General features: G+C 45.2%; 14 protein-coding genes, 1 rRNA gene and 1 pseudogene. 7 read left to right on the forward strand and 9 right to left on the reverse strand.

The features are described 5' to 3' along the window. From TY03_RS20275 to TY03_RS20285, 3 genes are all read right to left on the reverse strand, one after another. Positions 1-339 (reverse strand): 16S ribosomal RNA (locus TY03_RS20275); the annotation flags it as partial. Positions 340-1,047: 708 nt separating this feature from the next. Then, complete coding sequence (locus TY03_RS20280) at positions 1,048-2,490, reverse strand: S41 family peptidase (protein WP_042373378.1); 1,443 nt, start codon at positions 2,488-2,490, stop codon at positions 1,048-1,050. A gap of 16 nt (positions 2,491-2,506) precedes the next feature. After that, positions 2,507-3,190 carry a tetratricopeptide repeat protein gene (locus tag TY03_RS20285; RefSeq protein ID WP_042373380.1) on the reverse strand — a complete coding sequence of 228 codons (684 nt, stop codon included), beginning with the start codon at positions 3,188-3,190 and terminating at the stop codon, positions 2,507-2,509. Positions 3,191-3,641: 451 nt separating this feature from the next. On the opposite strand from TY03_RS20285, the gene pyrH reads away from it, so the two are divergent. The 7 genes and pseudogenes from pyrH to TY03_RS20325 all read left to right on the forward strand — a co-directional run. Continuing rightward, positions 3,642-4,352 (forward strand): UMP kinase, encoded by a 711-nt coding sequence (gene pyrH / locus TY03_RS20295; RefSeq protein WP_042373383.1) that lies wholly within the window; start codon positions 3,642-3,644, stop codon positions 4,350-4,352. Positions 4,353-4,892: 540 nt separating this feature from the next. Beyond that, positions 4,893-5,453, forward strand: coding sequence for a ribosome recycling factor (gene frr / locus TY03_RS20300; protein WP_042373502.1), 561 nt, complete (start codon positions 4,893-4,895; stop codon positions 5,451-5,453). Positions 5,454-5,457: 4 nt separating this feature from the next. Beyond that, positions 5,458-6,390 carry a ribosome small subunit-dependent GTPase A gene (rsgA, locus tag TY03_RS20305; RefSeq protein ID WP_042373385.1) on the forward strand — a complete coding sequence of 311 codons (933 nt, stop codon included), beginning with the start codon at positions 5,458-5,460 and terminating at the stop codon, positions 6,388-6,390. 70 nt (positions 6,391-6,460) lie between these two features. Further along, the gene (locus tag TY03_RS20310) at positions 6,461-7,543 is read left to right on the forward strand and encodes an efflux RND transporter periplasmic adaptor subunit (RefSeq protein WP_042373387.1); all 1,083 of its coding nucleotides are present in this window, start codon (positions 6,461-6,463) and stop codon (positions 7,541-7,543) included. 12 nt (positions 7,544-7,555) lie between these two features. Beyond that, a complete protein-coding gene (locus TY03_RS20315) occupies positions 7,556-10,591 on the forward strand; it encodes an efflux RND transporter permease subunit (protein ID WP_042373388.1) in 3,036 nt (1,011 codons plus the stop codon). After that, positions 10,588-11,904 (forward strand): TolC family protein, encoded by a 1,317-nt coding sequence (locus TY03_RS20320; RefSeq protein ID WP_042373390.1) that lies wholly within the window; start codon positions 10,588-10,590, stop codon positions 11,902-11,904. Before TY03_RS20315 ends, TY03_RS20320 begins: the two co-directional genes overlap by 4 nt. Positions 11,905-11,970: 66 nt before the next feature. Continuing rightward, positions 11,971-12,192: pseudogene (locus TY03_RS20325) on the forward strand (pectate lyase); the annotation flags it as partial. Here TY03_RS20325 and TY03_RS20330 read toward each other — a convergent pair. The 6 genes from TY03_RS20330 to TY03_RS20355 all read right to left on the reverse strand — a co-directional run bounded on the left by TY03_RS20330 (position 12,189) and on the right by TY03_RS20355 (position 20,975). Further along, entirely contained in the window at positions 12,189-13,337 is a 1,149-nt protein-coding gene (locus TY03_RS20330) for an acyltransferase (protein WP_042373394.1), read from the reverse strand. The pseudogene TY03_RS20325 and the gene TY03_RS20330 sit on opposite strands and share 4 nt — an antisense overlap. A gap of 96 nt (positions 13,338-13,433) precedes the next feature. Next, positions 13,434-15,077, reverse strand: coding sequence for a fumarate hydratase (locus TY03_RS20335; protein ID WP_042373396.1), 1,644 nt, complete (start codon positions 15,075-15,077; stop codon positions 13,434-13,436). A 56-nt stretch (positions 15,078-15,133) separates the two neighbouring features. Continuing rightward, a complete protein-coding gene (locus TY03_RS20340) occupies positions 15,134-17,122 on the reverse strand; it encodes a DUF4954 family protein (RefSeq protein ID WP_042373398.1) in 1,989 nt (662 codons plus the stop codon). Positions 17,123-17,138: 16 nt separating this feature from the next. Then, positions 17,139-18,398, reverse strand: a complete 1,260-nt coding sequence (gene hflX / locus TY03_RS20345) for a GTPase HflX (RefSeq protein ID WP_042373400.1) — start codon at positions 18,396-18,398, stop codon at positions 17,139-17,141. A 215-nt stretch (positions 18,399-18,613) separates the two neighbouring features. Beyond that, a complete protein-coding gene (locus tag TY03_RS20350; protein ID WP_052332583.1) occupies positions 18,614-19,402 on the reverse strand; it encodes a hypothetical protein in 789 nt (262 codons plus the stop codon). Between the two features lie 28 nt (positions 19,403-19,430). Continuing rightward, the gene (locus TY03_RS20355) at positions 19,431-20,975 is read right to left on the reverse strand and encodes a RagB/SusD family nutrient uptake outer membrane protein (RefSeq protein ID WP_042373401.1); all 1,545 of its coding nucleotides are present in this window, start codon (positions 20,973-20,975) and stop codon (positions 19,431-19,433) included. Between the last annotated feature and the right edge of the window lie 5 nt (positions 20,976-20,980).

Raw genomic sequence — 20,980 nt, forward strand, 5'->3', positions numbered from 1 at the left:
AGGAGTTTGGACCGTGTCTCAGTTCCAATGTGGGGGACCTTCCTCTCAGAACCCCTATCCATCGAAGACTTGGTGAGCCGTTACCTCACCAACAATCTAATGGAACGCATCCCCATCAAACACCGAAATTCTTTAATAGCAATAAGATGCCTTATCGCTATACTATCGGGTATTAATCTTTCTTTCGAAAGGCTATCCCCGTGTGAATGGTAGGTTGGATACGTGTTACTCACCCGTGCGCCGGTCGTCAGCGGTATTGCTACCCTGCTACCCCTCGACTTGCATGTGTTAAGCCTGTAGCTAGCGTTCATCCTGAGCCAGGATCAAACTCTTCATTGTAAAAGTATTGTTGATTGATTACTAAATTTACACTCAGTAATCAAATTCTTGCTCTGTTAGGATGTTGTAAATTTATTGACGTTTATTCAAATCCCTGTTTCATTTGTAATGAATCAAATCATTGACGGTTTTAAAATTTTACCCGAGATTCCTATCTAAAAAGACAAGTCTCTCGCTCTTGTACTACTTGTATTGTTTATGTAAATCTTTCAAAGAACGCTTCTTTAAGTATGCTTCGTTTTAAAAGCGGATGCAAAGGTAAGACTTTATTTTTAAACATCAAAACTTTTGAGAAGTTTTTTTGTTTTCTTTTTCGTCTCGTGCGCTTCTCTTGTCGTCTCTCTTGCGAAAGGAAGAAAAGCCTCTGCGAGCTTTTAAACAGAATGTCAATCTTTCAAGGCTTAGCTTCTCTTGCTAAGCGGATGCAAAAGTAGGCTTTTTACCCATACAAGCCAAACTTAAACACCTTTTATTTCGAATAAAAAGGAAATTAAGTTGTAATACACTGAAGCATAGATGTGTTATAAAACATAATTCAGGCAGAGGGAAAAAGGAAAGCAAAGAGGGAACACATTATAATATATACGCGCGCGCGAAGGACATCCGGTAAATAACCGAAAAAGGCCTTACGTGGGTATGAAACTTTATCAAAACATGGCACAGCTTCACCTAGGACTTAATAGTCCACGAGTCAACGGATGAAAAAAACTAGCGATTCCAAAAGGTGTCTCTACTATAATCAGGAGTCACAAGAACCCCATTCGTTTGGTGCCGCTCAACTGAATTATAGACTAGTTGGTATACATCTTGCCCCGGCAGCTGCTCTTGAACAGCCGCTCTTGATGCCACACGGTTGCCCGTAATCAGTTCAATGGCTTTCTTGAGCATAAATTCATCTTCATCGCCCAACGGAAGAAGTTCATCTGTTGTATTTTGATTCCGATCAAACTCATTGCAAGGATAATCGGCCGGCAACCCACTACTGTAATCGTAACTTGTATTGCTACTTGTGATCCGGATAATGATCGGCTGCAAAGCCCATTCGTATTCATTCTTGGCATAATGTACCGAGCCTACATTCTTTCCCTCTGTTGTTTCTCCAATGATTGTGATATCCATGAATGGAGACAATCCATTAATAACCGCCTCCGAAGCCGAAGCTGTTGAACGACTCGTTAGTACAAACAGGCGATCTATATTCAAATGTGTCGTTGCTCCTTCACTACTAAAGTATCTTTTAGATTGCCGTCCTTTGTTATCGGTATCGATGGAAAAAATATCATTTTGATTCTTTTCGGGCACCAGTAGGCTTGCCAAGACATTTGCCGAGATCAAGTAGCCCCCTCCGTTATATCGCAAATCAAGAACAAACTCGTTGACCCCTTGATCAACAAAACGCTTAAATGTGGCCTTCATTTGTTCATCGTACGTTCGGTCGGTATACCCGTCGGGGCCTGTTATGAAGTGATTATAAAGTAAATATCCGATTTTACGGCCATCGATTTCTATTATTTTATCGACATATAAGGGGTTATCTTCGACTTTGCGCGAAGCAACCAGCGAAACTTGCTTGTAGTTCTCGACATCTCGCGGATTAGTGGCGACGGTTAGGGTCAACCCTCCTCCTCTTAATAGGTTGGAATACTGAGTTAAATTATTATTTTTCCCATTAAATCCCACAATCCAGTCGCCCCGCTTTAGACCGATCGCTTGAGCCGGACTATTGGGTAGCACATACAGCACTCTGACCCAATAATAACCAAGCGGTTGATTATTCGAGTCTGTAATGACATAGGCCGTAAACTCCATCCCATACGTATCTTCCTGATCAATCGAAGTTCGGGTAGCTGTATAATCTTTATTCTTCTCAATATACGAATAATAATGGTGGGACCCGCCTCTTGTCTTTCCATCTTTCAGGGTCAGCAGTGAACGAAAAAAGTCTTCGGCCCCTGCCGAGTAGTTAAGCTTGTTTGCAGCAGGTATCTCCGTATTCCAAAGGTAGTTATCTCTCATTGTTGTTTCAATCCACTGAATGACAGCAGACTTTTTCCCTGCAACTTCAATGGTCTTTTCATCCTCTTTTTGACAAGCCATCAACAACAAAACCAATGTGATTATTCCGATTGCAACTCCATAGTTCTTTTTCATAGCGACTTTATTAAAGTTAACGATTTACTTCGATCTCTATTAATTTGATTTTATTCAATGTCTTCTGTGCCTCGGTCGATGGAAATTGCTGAATAACATTCTGCAGGTATTCTTTTGCCTTGCTGTATCCGTTGGACAGCACCCTGCTCAATCCATCTTTGTAACGGGCATACTGCATCCGTGTAGGAGCATTTAGTTTCTTAAAATCGGTATCCAATTGCTTCTTCTCCTGTTCGGCTTTGAGATAAAGGTAGTTTCCGATAAAGATGTTGGCAGCCAAGTTATTCGCATCCAATTGGAGTATTTTCTCATAGGCTTCCAATGCATCATCTTCGCGTCCGCGACAAACTTCGGTCTCGGCATATCCGGCAAGAAACGTTACGTCATTCGGGGTCTTTTGAAGCAGTTCTCTGTAAAACAAATAAGCCTTATCGTAATTTCTCGACTTTTTATAATACAAAGCCAACTTCTGTGCTAACTTCACACAAACGGGACTGTTTTTATCGACCTGAGTCCAATAATACATTTCCGATTTATCGGGATTCGCGTTAATAGCCTGAGTAAATAGCGAAACGGCTTGTTCCTCTTGCCCGGCAGATAATGTCACCGACACTTTTTGCAACAAAACATCTGCCGATTGTGCAGAGAGCATAAACGGAAAGGAAAGGAGACAAAAAAGTACTGGCATCAAGATCTTCATCCTCATATTCGCGATTAAATTAGGTCCTCACAAAGATAATGAAAATCTTCACTCAAAGTTCGCTATCTTGCTATTATATAGGATTATTTCGCAAATATTTTCAATTATATAAAGAGAAAAAACGCAATCGCCATATCGGATGACAATATCAAGAAAGTTTCTTCTCCCCGTGGCTTGGGCGAGGCGTATGGTGTATAGGTAATCATACGGCTCCTGTGCAGCAGCCACGATCACCTCCCCATACGCTATCCGTTCACCTTCACCGAAGTAAAAGAAAAAAAGTGTAATGGATACATTTAACCGTATCATGTCATAAAAAACAACATTCATCCTACCATTTAGAACCATAATGAGAGATGAAACCCTTCATTTAGCCCCACATTTTCAGTTCATCGGATGAAAATCCGAAAATTATCACTTACCTTTGCAGAAACAATTAATAACCCACTATATGGCAAAATATAAACGAATTCTATTGAAGCTCAGCGGTGAGAGCTTGATGGGAGAGAAACAATACGGCATCGACGAAAAGCGCTTGGCCGAATATGCCGCACAAATCAAAGAGATTCATGCACAAGGAGTACAAATCGGCATCGTTATCGGTGGTGGTAATATCTTTCGCGGACTAAGCGGAGCCAACAAAGGGTTCGACCGTGTAAAAGGCGACCAGATGGGTATGTTGGCAACGGTTATCAACAGCCTTGCCCTGAGTTCGGCTCTGGTAGCCGACGGAGTGAAAGCCCGCGTACTAACGGCCATTCGCATGGAGCCCATCGGTGAGTTTTACAGCAAGTGGAAAGCCATCGAATGCATGGAGGCAGGCGAAGTAGTGATCATGTCGGCCGGCACGGGCAACCCGTTCTTTACCACCGACACCGGTTCGTCGTTGCGAGGTATCGAGATCGAAGCCGACGTTATGCTCAAAGGCACCCGCGTAGACGGCATCTATACAGCCGACCCGGAGAAAGACCCCACGGCTACGAAGTTTGACGAGATTACGTACGACGAAGTATTGAAGCGAGGCCTCAAGGTAATGGACTTAACCGCTACCTGTATGTGTAAAGAAAATAACCTGCCGATTGTCGTTTTCGATATGGATACGGTAGGCAATTTGAAAAAAGTAATCGTAGGCGAAGAAATAGGCACATTGGTGCATAACTAACCCATCCGTCATTCCATAAACAGCCCGACAAGGATAGCAATGCATTCGCTATCCTTGTCGGGCTGCTTCATATCGGGCATCACAAACCATCCCTGCCTGCATGAACGGAGATGATAGTATTTACAACTGCTTTTCGTCCGAAACCTAACGCTTCTTCACCTATTAATTATCTTCATTTCTTTAAGAGTTTTAGTTGTCGTCTTGCAATGCGACCATTGTCGGCTTGCATACCGACAATGGTCGCGTTGCAAGACGACAATAATCGTACTACAAGCCGATGATTAAAATAACAAATAGAAACCGGTTAGCAAACAGAAGAAGAAAAGATAACTCATAGATAGCTTGCTGCTAAGTTACCTATAAGATACATCGGAGGCTATACCACGCTGCGTAATAAAGTTATGAACAGAGTTATCAACAGGTATCGCATAAACCCTTAATTCGTTTAAACGCTAACTTCTCGGGCGTTTTATTGCAAATAATCAAAAAATGAGCTACTTTTGTTTGACATTAAAGAAAGTAATTAAAAACATAGAAAATATGGTAGACGTAAAGACTTGTATCGACAGCTCACAAGAGAAAATGGATATGGCCATTATGTATCTGGAGGAATCATTGGCACACATCCGTGCCGGCAAAGCAAGCCCTCGATTGCTGGATGGAATCCGTGTAGATTCTTACGGAAGCATGGTGCCGCTTAGCAACGTGGCAGCCATCAATACGCCCGATGCACGCAGCATTGTAATCAAACCTTGGGACAAAGGAATGTTCCGCCCCATCGAGAAAGCCATCATCGATTCGGACCTCGGTATTATGCCCGAAAACAATGGTGAGATGATCCGTATCGGCATCCCTCCCCTAACCGAAGAGCGACGCAAGCAACTGGCCAAACAATGTAAAGCCGAAGGCGAAACAGCCAAAGTAAGTGTGCGCAATGCACGCCGCGATGGTATCGATGCACTCAAGAAAGCAGTCAAAGACGGCCTGGCCGAAGACGAGCAGAAGAATGCCGAAGCCAAATTGCAGAAGATTCATGATAAGTACATCAAACAAATTGATGAAATGCTGGCCGAAAAGGACAAAGAAATCATGACAGTATAAGCGTATGCACGGATTAGTAATCAAAAACACCGGCAGCTGGTATCAGGTGAAAACCGATGACGGGCGCTTTATCGAATGCAAGATAAAAGGAAACTTTCGTCTGAAAGATATCAAAAGCACCAACCCCATTGCGGTGGGCGATCGTGTTCAGATTATTATCAATCAAGAAGGTACGGCCTTCATCAACGAAATAGAAGATCGGAAGAACTACATTGTGCGTCGTTCTTCCAATCTTTCTAAACAATCGCACATTCTTGCTGCTAACCTCGACCAGTGCTTGCTGGTGGTTACGGTAAACTATCCCGAAACTTCGACTATCTTTATCGACCGTTTTCTCGCTTCGGCAGAGGCTTATCGCGTACCGGTGAAACTGGTATTCAACAAGGTCGACGCTTACAACGAAGAGGAGCGTCACTACCTGCAAAGCCTCATCAAACTTTATACGCATATCGGCTATCCCTGCTTCGCCATCTCTGCCAAAACGGGCGAAGGAATCGAACAGATTATGGAGGAGCTCAAAGGACGTGTTACCCTCTTCTCGGGACACTCGGGCGTGGGCAAATCGACCCTTATCAATACATTGCTGCCGGGGCACGAGATAAAGACCGCCAACATCTCGTCTTATCACAACAAGGGGATGCACACCACCACCTTCTCGGAGATGTTTCCCGTAGCAGGCGATGGCTATATCATCGACACACCGGGCATCAAAGGGTTTGGTACGTTCGACATGGAAGAGGAAGAGATCGGGCATTATTTTTTGGAAATATTCAAGACATCGGCTCACTGCAAATACAACAATTGCACCCACCGCCACGAACCGGGCTGTGCCGTGCGACAGGCTGTAGAAGAGCATTATATTAGCGAATCGCGCTACACCTCTTATTTAAATATGCTCGAAGACAAAGAGGAGGGAAAATACAGATCGGGACATTAATTGACAATCGCCATTAAACCTTTTCAATAAACGGTAGTCTAACCTATAACGGAAATTAGACTACTATACCATGGACAAAAGAATAAAATGGAGCATCATTGTATTATTGGGTGCCGGACTAACCGGTTGGGGCATCTATTCGCAACTTCCCAAAGAGAATAAAGAGTTGGCAGCCGCCGACCGGGTGATGACGGGCAATCGCAACGGTAAGAAAGTCTTGAATGTAAACGCCCGTATCATTAAACCGCAATTATTGACCGATGAGATTCAAATCAGCGGTAGTCTGCTGCCCGATGAAGAGGTCGATCTATCGTTCGAGACATCGGGAAAGGTCGTTGAGATAAACTTCGAAGAGGGTAGCGCCGTTAAGAAAGGGCAACTTCTCGCCAAGGTAAACGACCGGCACCTACAAGCTCAACTGCAACGATTGGTATCGCAACTAAAACTGGCCGAAGACCGTGTGTTTAGGCAGAACGCCTTGCTCGAACGCGATGCCGTAAGTAAGGAAGCCTACGAACAGGTTAAAACAGACTTGGCCACCCTCCAAGCCGATATCGAAATAATCAAAGCCAATATAGCACTAACCGAACTCCGCGCACCCTTCGATGGGGTGATCGGGTTGCGACAGGTGAGCGTGGGTACGTATGCTTCGCCTACCACCATCGTGGCCAAACTCACCAAAGTATCGCCCTTGAAGATAGAGTTTGGTGTACCCGAACGGTACGCCAATCAAGTAAGAAAGGGCACGAACCTCACATTCAGTATGCCCGGCGAACTGAATACCTTCCACGCCAAGGTGTATGCGCTGGAGTCGCGCGTAGATCAAGATACGCGCACGCTATCCATCCGAGCACTCTACCCCAATGCCAACGGAGCGGTATTGCCCGGACGATATGCCAGCATACAGCTAAAGAAGGACGAAATAGCAAACGCCATTGCCGTGCCTTCCGAAGCCATCGTGCCCGAACTGGGAAAAGACAAGATATTCCTCTACCAATCGGGAAAGGCACAACCGGTAGAAATAACGAGCGGTATCCGTACCGAATCTCAGGTGCAGGTCGTGAAAGGACTATCCGTTGGCGATACCATTATCGTATCGGGCACCTTGCAACTACGCACCGGACTACCTGTAACACTCGATCATATTGATTAATACCCGTACCTCATGAATATATCCGAATTAAGCATCCGCCGACCGGTATTGGCCACGGTATTAACGCTCATCATCCTACTCTTTGGTTTCATTGGGTACAGCTACTTGGGTGTACGCGAGTACCCTTCGGTCGATAACCCGATTATTTCCGTCTCCTGCTCGTATCCCGGTGCCAATGCCGACGTGATAGAGAATCAGATCACCGAACCCTTGGAACAAAACATCAACGGTATTCCCGGTATCCGTTCGCTGTCGAGTGTAAGCCGACAAGGACAAAGCCGCATCACGGTGGAGTTTGAATTATCTGTCGATTTGGAAACGGCAGCCAACGACGTACGCGACAAGGTATCGCGTGCACAACGTTACCTGCCCCGCGACTGCGACCCACCTACCGTATCAAAGGCCGATGCCGATGCCATGCCTATCTTGATGGTAGCGATTCAGAGCGATAAGCGAAGCCTTTTGGAACTAAGCGAAATAGCCGAGCTAACGGTAAAGGAACAACTGCAAACCATAGCCGATGTGAGCAGCGTATCCATCTGGGGAGAGAAGCGTTACTCGATGCGTTTGTGGCTCGATCCGCTCAAGATGTCGGGCTACGGCATCACGCCCATCGATGTAAAGAATGCGGTCGACCGCGAGAACGTAGAGCTTCCCTCGGGCAGTATCGAAGGAAATACGACCGAACTAACCATCCGCACATTGGGGCTGATGACCACTGCCAACGAGTTCAACAACCTTATCATCAAAGAGGTCGACAACCGGATCATCCGCTTCAGCGACATCGGACGTGCCGAACTCGGAGCTGCCGATATCCGCAGTTATATGAAGATGAACGGTGTACCGATGGTAGGCGTCGTGGTGATTCCACAACCCGGTGCCAACCACATCGAGATAGCCGATGCGGTATATGCACGCATGGAGACGATGAAGAAAGACCTGCCCGATGATGTACATTACAGCTATGGGTTCGACAACACCAAGTTTATCCGCGCTTCGATTACCGAGGTAGAGGATACGGTTTATGTGGCGTTCATCTTGGTTATCATCATCATCTTCCTCTTCCTGCGCGACTGGCGTGTAACGCTGGTGCCCTGCATCGTTATTCCCGTATCGCTGATCGGTGCTTTCTTTGTCATGTATCTGGCAGGCTTCTCGATCAACGTGCTCTCCATGTTGGCCATTGTGCTCTCCGTAGGCTTGGTGGTCGACGACGCCATCGTAATGACCGAGAATATCTACATCCGTATCGAACGGGGCATGGAACCCAAAGAAGCAGGTATCGAAGGGGCGAAGGAGATATTCTTTGCAGTAATCTCGACCACCATCACGCTGGTAGCCGTGTTCTTCCCCATCGTGTTTATGGATGGAATGACGGGACGACTCTTCCGCGAGTTCAGTATGGTTATCACCGGATCGGTCATCATCTCTTCGTTTGCCGCACTTACGTTCACCCCGATGCTCGCTACCAAACTGTTGGTTCGACGGGAAAAGAAAAACTGGTTTTACCGCAAAACCGAACCTTTCTTCGAAGGCATGAACCGGATGTACAGCCATTCGTTGGCTGCCTTCTTGCGCAAACGATATTTGGCTATTCCTTTTATAGCCGTTACCATCGGCCTCATCGGGTTCTTATGGAATTACATCCCCTCGGAGATGGCCCCGTTGGAAGACCGTTCGAGCATCAGCATCAATACACGTGGTGCCGAAGGAGTTACGTACGAATACATTCGCGACTATACAGAGAGCATCAATACATTGGTCGACTCGATCATGCCCGATGCCGAAGCTGTAACCGCCCGCGTATCGAGCGGCAACGGTAACGTGCGAATTACCTTGCGCGACATGAAAGACCGCGATTACACACAAATGGACGTAGCCGAACGGTTATCGAAAGCGGTACAGAAGAAAACGCAGGCACGAGCTTTCGTACAGCAATCGTCGACCTTCGGCAGCCGCCGTGGGGGTATGCCTGTGCAATACGTGCTGCAAGCCATCAACCTGGAAAAGCTACAAGAGGTATTGCCCAAGTTCATGGCCAAGGTATATGAGAATCCTACGTTTCAGATGGCCGATGTGGATTTGAAATTCAGTAAACCCGAAGCACGAATCAACATCGACCGCGACAAAGCAAGTACCATGGGCGTAAGCACACGCAACATTGCCCAGACATTGCAATACGGACTGAGCGGGCAACGTATGGGCTATTTCTACATGAACGGCAAGCAGTACGAAATTCTGGGAGAGATCAATCGCCAACAACGCAACAAGCCCGCCGACTTGAAATCGATCTACATCCGCAGTGATAAGGGAGAGATGGTGCAACTCGACAACCTGATCGAACTCAACGAAGGCATTGCACCGCCACAACTGTACCGATACAATCGCTTTGTATCGGCTACCGTATCGGCAGGGCTTGCCGAAGGGAAAACCATCGGGCAGGGACTGGAGGAGATGGACAAGATAGCCAAGGAGACATTGGACGATTCGTTCCGTACGGCACTAACGGGCGACTCGAAGGAGTACCGGGAAAGTTCGTCGAGCCTCATGTTTGCTTTCGTACTGGCCATTCTGCTTATCTATCTGATTCTGGCGGCACAGTTCGAGAGTTTCAAAGATCCTTTGATTGTGATGCTGACCGTTCCGCTTGCCATTGGTGGCGCACTGGTCTTTATGTACTACTCCGATCAGACCATGAATATATTCAGCCAGATCGGTATCATCATGCTCATCGGACTCGTAGCGAAGAACGGTATCCTCATTGTGGAGTTTGCCAATCAGAAACAAGAGGCCGGCGAAGATAAGATGCAAGCCATTAAGGACGCTTCGCTGCAACGCCTGCGCCCCATCCTGATGACGAGTGCATCGACCATTCTGGGATTGTTGCCGTTAGCCTTTGCCTCGGGCGAGGGTCGCAACGGACGTATTGCCATGGGTATTGCCGTAGTAGGGGGCATGTTGGTATCCACACTACTGACCATGTACATTGTTCCGGCCGTATACAGTTATATTTCTACCAACCGAACCAAGAAGAATTTACAATCATGAAACGACTATTCTATATACTAACCTGTTGCAGCTTACCCCTCATGGCACAAGCTCAAGAGGTATATACACTGAAATCATGCCTTGAGAATGGTTTGCAAAACAATTACTCGCTGCGCATCACTCAAAACACCGAGCAGATTAGTAAAAACAATGCTACACTGGGCAATGCGGGTTACCTGCCTACACTCGATCTGAGTGCAGGCTATAAAGGAACAATAGACAATACCGAAAGCAAACTGCGCGAAACAGGCGAGATCAGTAAAGAAAACGGTGTATTCGACCAAGCACTTAGCGTCGGGGCAAACCTGAACTGGACACTGTTCGACGGTTTCAACATCACGACCAACTATAAGCGCCTCAAAGAACTGGAACGACAAGGTGCAACCAACACGCGCATTGCCATCGAAGATTTTGTTGCAGGTATGGCAGCAGAGTATTATAACTTTGTACAACAAAAGATCCGCTTAAAGAACTTTCGCTATGCGACTTCGCTTTCGAAAGAACGGTTGCGTATCGTAGAGGAGCGTTATCATATCGGTAACTTCTCGCGGTTAGATTATCAACAGGCAAAGGTCGATTTCAATTCGGACAGTGCCAAGTACATGAAGCAGCAGGAGCTATTGAACACCTCTCGCATCCGGTTAAACGAACTGATGGCAAATCCGGAGGTAGACAAACGCATACGCATCAAAGACTCGCTCATTCAGGTTAACACGCAACTTACCTTCGATGAGTTATGGAACGCTACGCTGGCAACCAATGCCGTACTACTGAAAGCCGAACAGAACACAAGACTGGCACAGTTAGATTATAAAAGCATTCAATCGCGCAACTACCCTTACCTGAAGCTGAATACGGGCTATGGTTATACGCTGAACAAATACGACATCTCGCCCAATAGCCGCCGGAGCAACCTGGGCTTCAACGGCGGACTAACCTTGGGTTTTACCATCTTCGACGGCAATCGCCGACGCGAACGAAAGAATGCTGATATCGCCATCAAGAATTCGCGCTTGCAACAAGAAGAGTTGGAATTGACCCTACAGGCAGATATCAGTAATCTATGGCAAGCCTACCGCAACAACCTCGAAATGCTGAAGTTGGAACGGCAGAATCTGGTAGCTGCCAAAGAGAATTACGAAATTGCCATGGAACGCTATCTGCTGGGAAACCTATCGGGTATCGAGATGCGTGAGGCACAAAAGAGCTTACTCGATGCCGAAGAGCGAATTTTATCGGCCGAATACGATACGAAACTTTGCGAAATATCACTCCTGCAAATCAGTGGCAATGTATTGAGCTATATGCAATAATATGCCAATTATTACTCCATAAAAAAACAGTTCGAAGCTTTTAACAAAGGAGTCACCTGCCTGTAGAAAGGATACCGGATGGTGCCTTGTACCGACTGCGAACCACTATGGGCACGCTTGTACGAACGAGACACCAGCCGTCCTTTCTTTTGCGATCGTGATGGTATTAAGAAATACGATCTATCCGAGATAGGATACGAACGTCGCAATGGATATAGCTGTTATAACAATGCAGGCATCAAGCTGCTTAAGAGTTACGAGCAATGGAAAAAGGAGAACGGCCGTTAGCCGACCAACCATTTTGCCTTCTTGCCCATGCAGCGATAAATAAGCCATACAAGCAACCACGATATGCCAAACGCTATAACAGATGCTATAGGAATCTGCAAACCTAATGGAACGTTCAAGTAACGCATCACGACCACCGACGGGCCGGTGAAGAAGTAATGTATCATATAGATACCGAATCCGCATACCGTCAGGTTGGCCAATGCCCTCTTCGTTCGTTCCGAACGCACCTTTACTTTCTTAGCCAACATAAATACCGGGAACGTCATCAGCAATACATTGATGGAGCAATAAGTAAAGAAGAGCTCAAGCATCTCATCCGAATACTCCGGTAGAGCCGTTATATAGCGGAAACCGAAGAAGGTAATCAGGTAACCTACCACAAACATAGGAAGGCCGATAGCCATCGTTTTGCCCAACGACCAATCGAGGTTGCGCAAGTAATGCCCCAACAGCAGATAACCATTGAATCCGGCAAAAGCATAAAGCATACCAAAAGCATTCCATGAACAGGTTCCCCACAAATAGGGTGCTACAAACTGATTATAATAAGGTATCAACAAAGTAACTCCCCATGCCAACAAGAAATACAACTTGGCACGCTCCGAAGCCTTCTCGACCCATGCCGAAAAGATGGGCATATACAGATAAAGACCGATAAGCAGATAGATATACCACATATGAACCGCCAGAATAGAGAAGTTGAACGGTATGTGTAGAATATAGTCGAGCGATACGGCAAATGACTGTCGGGCAACCTCCTCGCCCGAATAAGGGAAGAAGTCGAGGATAATCTTCGGATCTAATCCGAGCAACCCGGTAATCCAAGGGAACAGATTGTAAATGACAGACCAAATAAGGAAAGGGAAAAACACCCGTGGAATTCTCTTCTTATAAAAGACGGATGCTTCGCCACGTACGGGCAGTAATAACGCACCGGTGATCATTACAAACAGCGGTACGCAAGGACGTAGTAACGAACCGTAGATAGCACCCCAGAGTTTTATTTGATCGATATTGGGAGCAACTCCCGGATAGAAATTGAAAGGGTCGGTGCAATGGCAACAAACGACCGTAAACATGGCAATCAGCCGCACGACATCTAACCAGACCACATGCTGATTTTGTTGTTGAATAGGATTCATCGTATTAGTAGTTTATATGTGTTAGCAAAGAAAGACAGAGCCTCATAGGTATTCTCTACGAGACTCTGTCCGTTTTATCTATTTTTTAAGTAACTCTTATTTGCAACTGCCTGCACAACGAGGCTTTATTTGCTTAAAGAAGTCATTCCCTTTATCATCGACCAAAATAAATGCAGGGAAGTTTTCTACCTCGATTTTCCAGATAGCTTCCATTCCCAGTTCGGGATATTCTACACATTCAATGCTCTTGATGTTGTTCTGAGCCAGAATAGCAGCCGGTCCGCCGATTGATCCTAAATAGAAACCTCCGTGTTTCTGACAAGCATCGGTTACCTGCTGGCTACGATTGCCCTTAGCCAACATAATCATGCTACCGCCGTGTTCTTGGAAAAGGTCTACGTACGAGTCCATACGTCCCGCAGTGGTAGGTCCCATCGATCCGCAAGCCATACCATGAGGAGTCTTTGCAGGTCCGGCATAGTAAATCGGATGATCTTTTACGTATTGTGGCAGACCTTCGCCACGGTCGATACGCTCTTTGAGTTTCGCATGGGCGATATCACGACCTACGATAATCGTTCCGTTGAGCGACAAACGCGTAGCTACCGGATACTTGCTGAGCTCTTTCAGAATATGAGCCATCGGCTGGTTCAGGTTGATCTGTACAGCTTCACCTTCGCCGGCCTGACGTAGTTCGGCAGGAATCAACTCACTTGGGTTTGAGTCAAGCTTCTCGATCCAGATACCTTCTTTATTAATCTTACACTTCACGTTGCGATCGGCCGAGCACGATACGCCTAAACCTACGGGACACGAAGCACCGTGACGAGGCAAGCGGATGATACGCACATCGTGAGCATAATACTTACCACCAAACTGAGCACCCAGCCCAATCTTTTGTGCCTCTTCGAGTACTTGTTTTTCCAATTCTATATCGCGGAAAGCACGACCACCTTCGTTACCGCTCGTTGGCAATTCATCATAATAATGAGTCGAAGCCAACTTAACTGTCAACAGGTTCTTTTCGGCCGACGTACCACCAATCACAAAAGCAATGTGATAAGGAGGACAAGCGGCTGTACCCAATGTCTTCATCTTCTCTACCAGATAAGGAACCAATGAAGTAGGATTCAGAATAGCCTTTGTTTCCTGATACAGATATGTTTTATTGGCAGAACCACCACCTTTGGTTACGCAAAGGAACTTATACTCCATGCCCTCTGTTGCTTCAATATCAATTTGAGCCGGTAGGTTGCATTTGGTATTTACCTCTTCGTACATGGTCAACGGAGCATTTTGCGAATAACGCAGATTCTCTTCGGTGTAGGTTTTGTAAACACCGAGCGAAAGAGCCTCTTCATCGCAGTATCCGGTCCATACCTGCTGTCCTTTCTCGCCATGAATAATAGCCGTACCGGTATCCTGACAGAAAGGAAGCTTGCCTTTGGCCGCTACTTCGGCATTGCGTAAGAAAGTCAATGCTACATATTTATCATTATCACTTGCTTCGGGATCGTTCAGAATCTTTGCCACCTGCTCATTGTGCGAGCGACGAAGCATAAACGATACATCACGGAAAGCCGCGTTGGACATAGCCGTAAGACCTTCCGGCTGAATTTTCAGAACCGGTGTTCCTTCAAACTCGCTTACTGAAACGTAATCTTTCGTAAGCAGATAATACTCGGTAGTATCGGGCCCTAACGGAAAAGGATGCTGATACTTAAACGGAGGTGTTGCCATATTTATACTTTTTAATACGTAATGTTAGTTAGTGAGGCAAAGGTAATAATAGTTTTTTATACGAGCTGCCCGATACGATTAATTAATTCTTCGCCCAATGCTGTTTTATCGTCGATATGCTGCAATACAGCCATCACAAACGGATTGCTCTCAAAGTCGCCCCGTACCTGCTCGAAGTCTTGCTTCATCTCATGCCGCGAACCATCGGCTCCAAAGCCTGTCATCGACGAGAGCGAGAACTCCTTACGGGCATCGTCATAGACCATGCGGTCTAGTCCAACCACTGCTTCACGCCACGACTTAACGATCCCAATAATCTCTTCGGCCGTAATCGTCTCGGGGTTTAGCCCGTAAAACTCTTGAATTTTACTATATGCCCACGTCCACTCATAAGTGTAGTAACGTTCGTGCATCTCGGCAAAGCGGGCATTGATGGTCTTTAGTTGATCTACTTCGCCACTTTCGATTGCTCCCAGCAATTGTTCTATTTCACTTTTAGGAGCAATCAATCCCGATATATCCACCCATTCGCCACATCCGATGCTCGTATCGGGTTTCAGTCGTTGGCGGATATCCTCATTCGTCTGGAAGTTGATACCTTCGAGACGCTTAATAATTGAGTTGCCCAGAAACTTATGAATCGCTATCTCGTAGTACTTCATTCCGCTATTGAGCGACGAGTTCTTTATCTTGGCACTCTGATAAGAGTAGATTTCAGACGTTTCGCCCGATACCCGTTTGAGGTCTCTCAAGATAGACAGCCCTTTGAACATTTTCTGAATGGTATAGGGGCTCAACAGGTTGTAGTTAATAAAGTCCAGCTTATGAGGATCGGTTCGTTTGTCGCGCTTCGGCCATTTCTGTGCATCGCGAATGGTTCCTACGCTTCGCAGATTGACTCCCGGCACAAGATAAGTCGTGTTGCCCTGCTCTATCAGGTAAGAAAAAGGCAGATTAGAGGTATCGGCATGGTTCACGTGCCGCCCCATCACCAGAGAGAAAGCTCCCACCCTGGCAGGCCATAGAATATAAGAATCGGAAGTAGTCTTGGCACCCCGCTCCAATGTACCTTGATGAATCGGCCCCAACTTATACATGTGGTTGCTTTGATTTGACCCCGAACCGGCATTCATAAAGGAGAACATACCGGCAATGAGCAAGGTCGATTTATGATGCGTTACCGTATAAGGACCGGCAAAGATGGCACAAGCCTCTCCATTCTCTCCCTGGCAGTTGCTAAAGAAAAGCGAATCGGATGCCGAATAGTTATGTCCAAGCTGGCAAGCCTGCCCCACGAAGCAGCGACTCAATACCGTTCCGTCATTGACATGCGAACCCGATGAGATGATAAAATCATCGCAGATCACCCCGTGGCCAATGTGTACGGGAGCTACCGCATTGCTATTGATGCTACCATTCCTTAAACGGCATGTGCCTTCGATGCGGCAATAATCTCCGATACGTACATTTTTAATCGAACCTGTGTTGAGAATCATCACATGGCTACCGATAGATCCAACAGTCGAAGCATGCTTGGAGGCATAGTAATCGGTGATTTTCTTCATCCGACTAATCAGTTCGGGACGATGGCGATAAAGTGCAAGTATATAAGCCTGATGCGCCGACAGTTTATCGTTCATCCACACCTCTCGCCCTCCGGTTTCATTGAGTACGGATATTTCGGTTCCATTGCCAAAGGTAGAACAGGAATCTACCAGAATGATATCGACATTTTCAATAAACGTATCGTCGCCAATTTCATAGTTGGCGATATAATTCTGGATATTTTCAATGCAGCAGTTATCTCCCACCGTTGCATTGTGCAAGGTTACGTGCCGCAATCCCGAATGTTTTTTAATACCACCGGGCAATATAAACTCCGAATCGAAGCGCCCCAGCTTCACCTCACCCGAAAAACGGGTGTGGTGAACAAAACACGTTGTGAAGCCTTCAGCTACCCATACACTCTCCCAGTTATCAGCCAAACACGACTGACTCTTCAACTGAAGAATTTCGTCCTCAGTCAAGTTACGGTAATTTCTCATATTGTTCAGTTACGAATTATTCTTCCTCTTCGTAGGTCTGATAAAGAAAATCATTATAGGGGTACTTTGTTACGTGCAATTCTTTCACTCTTTGATAAACCACACTCTTTAGTTCTTCTATATTGATTCGTTCGCGGGCGGAGATAAACAGACAGTTGTCTTCCATCTTCGACATCCACGTCATCATCAGTTCTTCGAGTGTTAAGTTGTCCTTCGTTCGGGGGGTAAGGTCGTCTTCTGCTTTCTCCACGTGGGTGTAAGCATCTATTTTATTAAAAACAAGTATCATGGGTTTTCCACCACCGTCAATATCAGCCAGTGTTTTATTAACCACCTCAATCTGCTCTTCAAATCCCGGGTGCGAAATGTCGACCACGTGAAGCAATAAATCAGCTTCGCGCACTTCGTCGAGAGTCGATTTAAACGATTCGACCAAGTCGGTTGGCAGTTTACGGATAAAACCTACGGTATCAGACAGTAGGAATGGCAGGTTCTCGATGATCACTTTGCGCACCGTTGTATCGAGTGTGGCAAACAGCTTGTTTTCGGCAAACACCTCGCTCTTGGCAAGCATATTCATAATGGTCGATTTGCCCACATTGGTATATCCTACCAAGGCTACACGAATCATACGTCCGCGGCTTTTGCGCTGCGTCGATTTCTGCTTATCAATCTCGGCCAGGCGTTCTTTTAATAAAGCCATACGCCCGAGGATAATTCGTTTATCCATTTCAAGCTGGGTCTCACCCGGTCCGCGAAGTCCTACAGAGCCTCCTTTTCCGCTACCACTACCCGATCCGCCACCTTGACGCTCGAGGTGAGTCCATAGACGTGTCAATCGGGGAAGCATGTATTTATACTGTGCAAGCTCCACTTGTGTCTTAGCATTGGCTGTTTGGGCACGCATGGCAAAGATATCGAGAATCAGTGAGGTGCGGTCAAGTATCTTCACCTGCAACTCGGCTTCTATATTACGTAATTGCTTGGCCGATAGTTCATCGTCAAAGATGACCATCCCAATTTCTCTTTCATTTTCACTTTCACTGCGAAGGTATTCTTTTATTTCTTGCAGTTTTCCTTTTCCTACATACGTCACTGAGTTAGCTGTGGGCAGCTTCTGAGTGAATTGTTTTACTACTTCCGCCCCAGCTGTCTCAGCAAGGAATGCCAGCTCATCAAGATACTCATTCGTCTTGCGCTCATCTTGCGTTTGCGTGATAAGTCCTACAAGTACGGCGGTCTCGTTCTGCACTTCGGATATTACAAATTCTTTCATACTTTCTATTCCTATATAATATGGCAACAAATATAACGATTTTCGGAGAAGAATGGTTATGAGCGATGTTTTTTATTCGATGCGAACGTATTCATTGGAGTGATTCGTTCCTTGCATAGGGTATTGATATAGCTAAATAAAAAAGAGACAGTTCAAATTTGCGAATAGCGATCACTATTCGCAAATTTGAACTGTCTCTTAAAATATAGACAATCTTAGTTCGGGAATTGTAACGAACAATCTACATTGTTATATAATTGCGTTAATTTATTATTGTAAATCACACACGGCTTAAAGTTAAATAACAACGTATTACCTTGTCTCTTAGAGCTATTAAGCACATAATAAACCATTCCATAAGTAGCATTTACATAACCCATTTTTTGAGGTGCAAAAGAAGCTAACGAACCATCATCATTCAAGATAAAAATGAGAGGAAATCCTTTAACTACACAATCAGGCAAACGGTAAATATTTCCTTCCTTTGCTTTTTCTATAAGTTGCTCCCAACTATCCTCAAATAGTCCATCCGTATAAAGTCCCGTTCCAAAAGTTTCCCAAGTCAATTTACGTTGTGCATTGATCTTAATTGTTTTGACTCCAGATGGTGAAGCCTCAGTGGGATCAACTAGACTCAATACAATCGTATAGACATCTGTCACACCCAGCTTACTTAAGTCAAAGCCGATTTTAGCTACCGCTGAAGATTCGCCATCGGCAAAAGATACAGTAGGTGAAGTTAAACTAAAAAGGCCTTGATCAATAGTTTTGCTATCTATTTGAACTTTAACGGAAGCTTCTCCATTCTTACCTGCCCTATAAATAGGAACTTCTATTACACCATTATCTTGTGCCGCCAACTCAGTATTTAATTGCGTTGAAAAGAAGGCCGCATCAAGTGCTGTACTATTATAAATGGTACCTTCCGGCTCAGAATCACACGAGGTCATTCCAATAATACCGAAAGCTAATACCACAACTAATTTAACGATATATTTATTCATAATTTACTCTAATTAGATTATTCATTAATTATTGAACAATTGGGTTTTGATCATTTGTATTGATGTTCTCATTTCCATCAATTTCCGATTGAGGAAGAGGGAGAATGAAAAGATCAGATGCAGCATTCGTGTTTTTTGTTGCTACCTTTTGAGTATGGTTCGAACCGGCATAGGTACGGTTATAACCTAATCCCAAACGTTGCAAATCAAAAATACGACCAGACTCACCCCAAAGTTCTATTCTACGCTGAAATAAAATTTCATCCATTAAAGTTTGCAAAGGAGCATTTGTATCCAAATTATACGATTTGCTATCGATTCTATTAATCAATCGATCTGCAAATTTGCTATCACGAAGAGTACCTAAAGTAGATATGGCTTGGCGGGCTTGTGCAAATTGCTCTTGATGACACAAGGCCTCTGCCTTAATTAACACCATTTCTTCTGCACGCATCACTAAATAGTCACCTGTACTCGTTTTATGATCAGCCATTTTGAACTTTATTTGGCAATAGCTAGCATTAGACCCTGAGCCATTTTCGGCCAACTGTCCACGCCACCATGCCATTCGGTCATCAGTAGCCGGAATCATTTTATACAAAGCACTGCTAATACATTGGCGGGCTTTTGAAGCATATTTACCTTCCACATCAGCATCCATATGAGAGAAGAAACTAGCAAACTGAGTTGATTGATCCGGAATGATCTCATATCCCCAAAGCACGTCTGCACTTTTCACGCTGTTGTTTCCACCTAGGTCTTTCACCGAAATCAATTTAAGATTGGGGCGTTTTAATGCTTCATCTGCCGCTGCAGCAGCAGTTGCATATTCGTGTTGCGTTAAAGCAATACGAGCCTTGATACCATTGGCAACATAATAATCGATATGCGACGGGTGTTTTTGAACTTTTCCGGAAGATTCTCCCAACAATGAGATTGCATTGTTTATATCAGCATTAATTTGAGTATAAACTTCTGCCAGAGTACCTCTGCCCTTACCAATCGAGCCAGCTACAGTAGGCTCATTATATAAAGGTATGCCAGGTTTTTGCTCATGACCTACATAGGTTTGTTGAAACAATTGTGCCAAATAATAATAAGAGAAAGCTCTAATGGCATACGCTTGACCAACTACATTTTTGATTGCTTCGGGAGTTCCTCCCATTGTGTTCTCCGCACCAATAATATAATTAGCATTGGAAACAAGCGTATAATAAAAGTTCCAAATAGAATAAGAGCGACCATTCTTATTTGTATAATCTCCGTGTACATTCAAACGGTAGTCTTCATAAAACCATCCTTGTCCTTGCTCTAACATCAAATGATCTTCTGCCATAAGGTCTGCAAGCAAGTTAATAGATGTTTGCCCAAAATTTTCCGAAGCCCAATTTGTACTCCAACCGGAGACATACATGGCACGATAGATACCATTAATTGCCGCTTCAGCACTACTGGCATCCGCCATAATCACAGATCCAGAGACTTTGTTGGTAGGTTCCGTATTTAAATCATCGCTACACGAGCTGAACGCAAGCAAACCTACCAATGAAAATATAGATAATATCTTTTTCATATTCA

Origin of the sequence: Bacteroides neonati (assembly GCF_000499785.1) — a bacterium.
GTDB lineage: Bacteria > Bacteroidota > Bacteroidia > Bacteroidales > Bacteroidaceae > Bacteroides > Bacteroides neonati.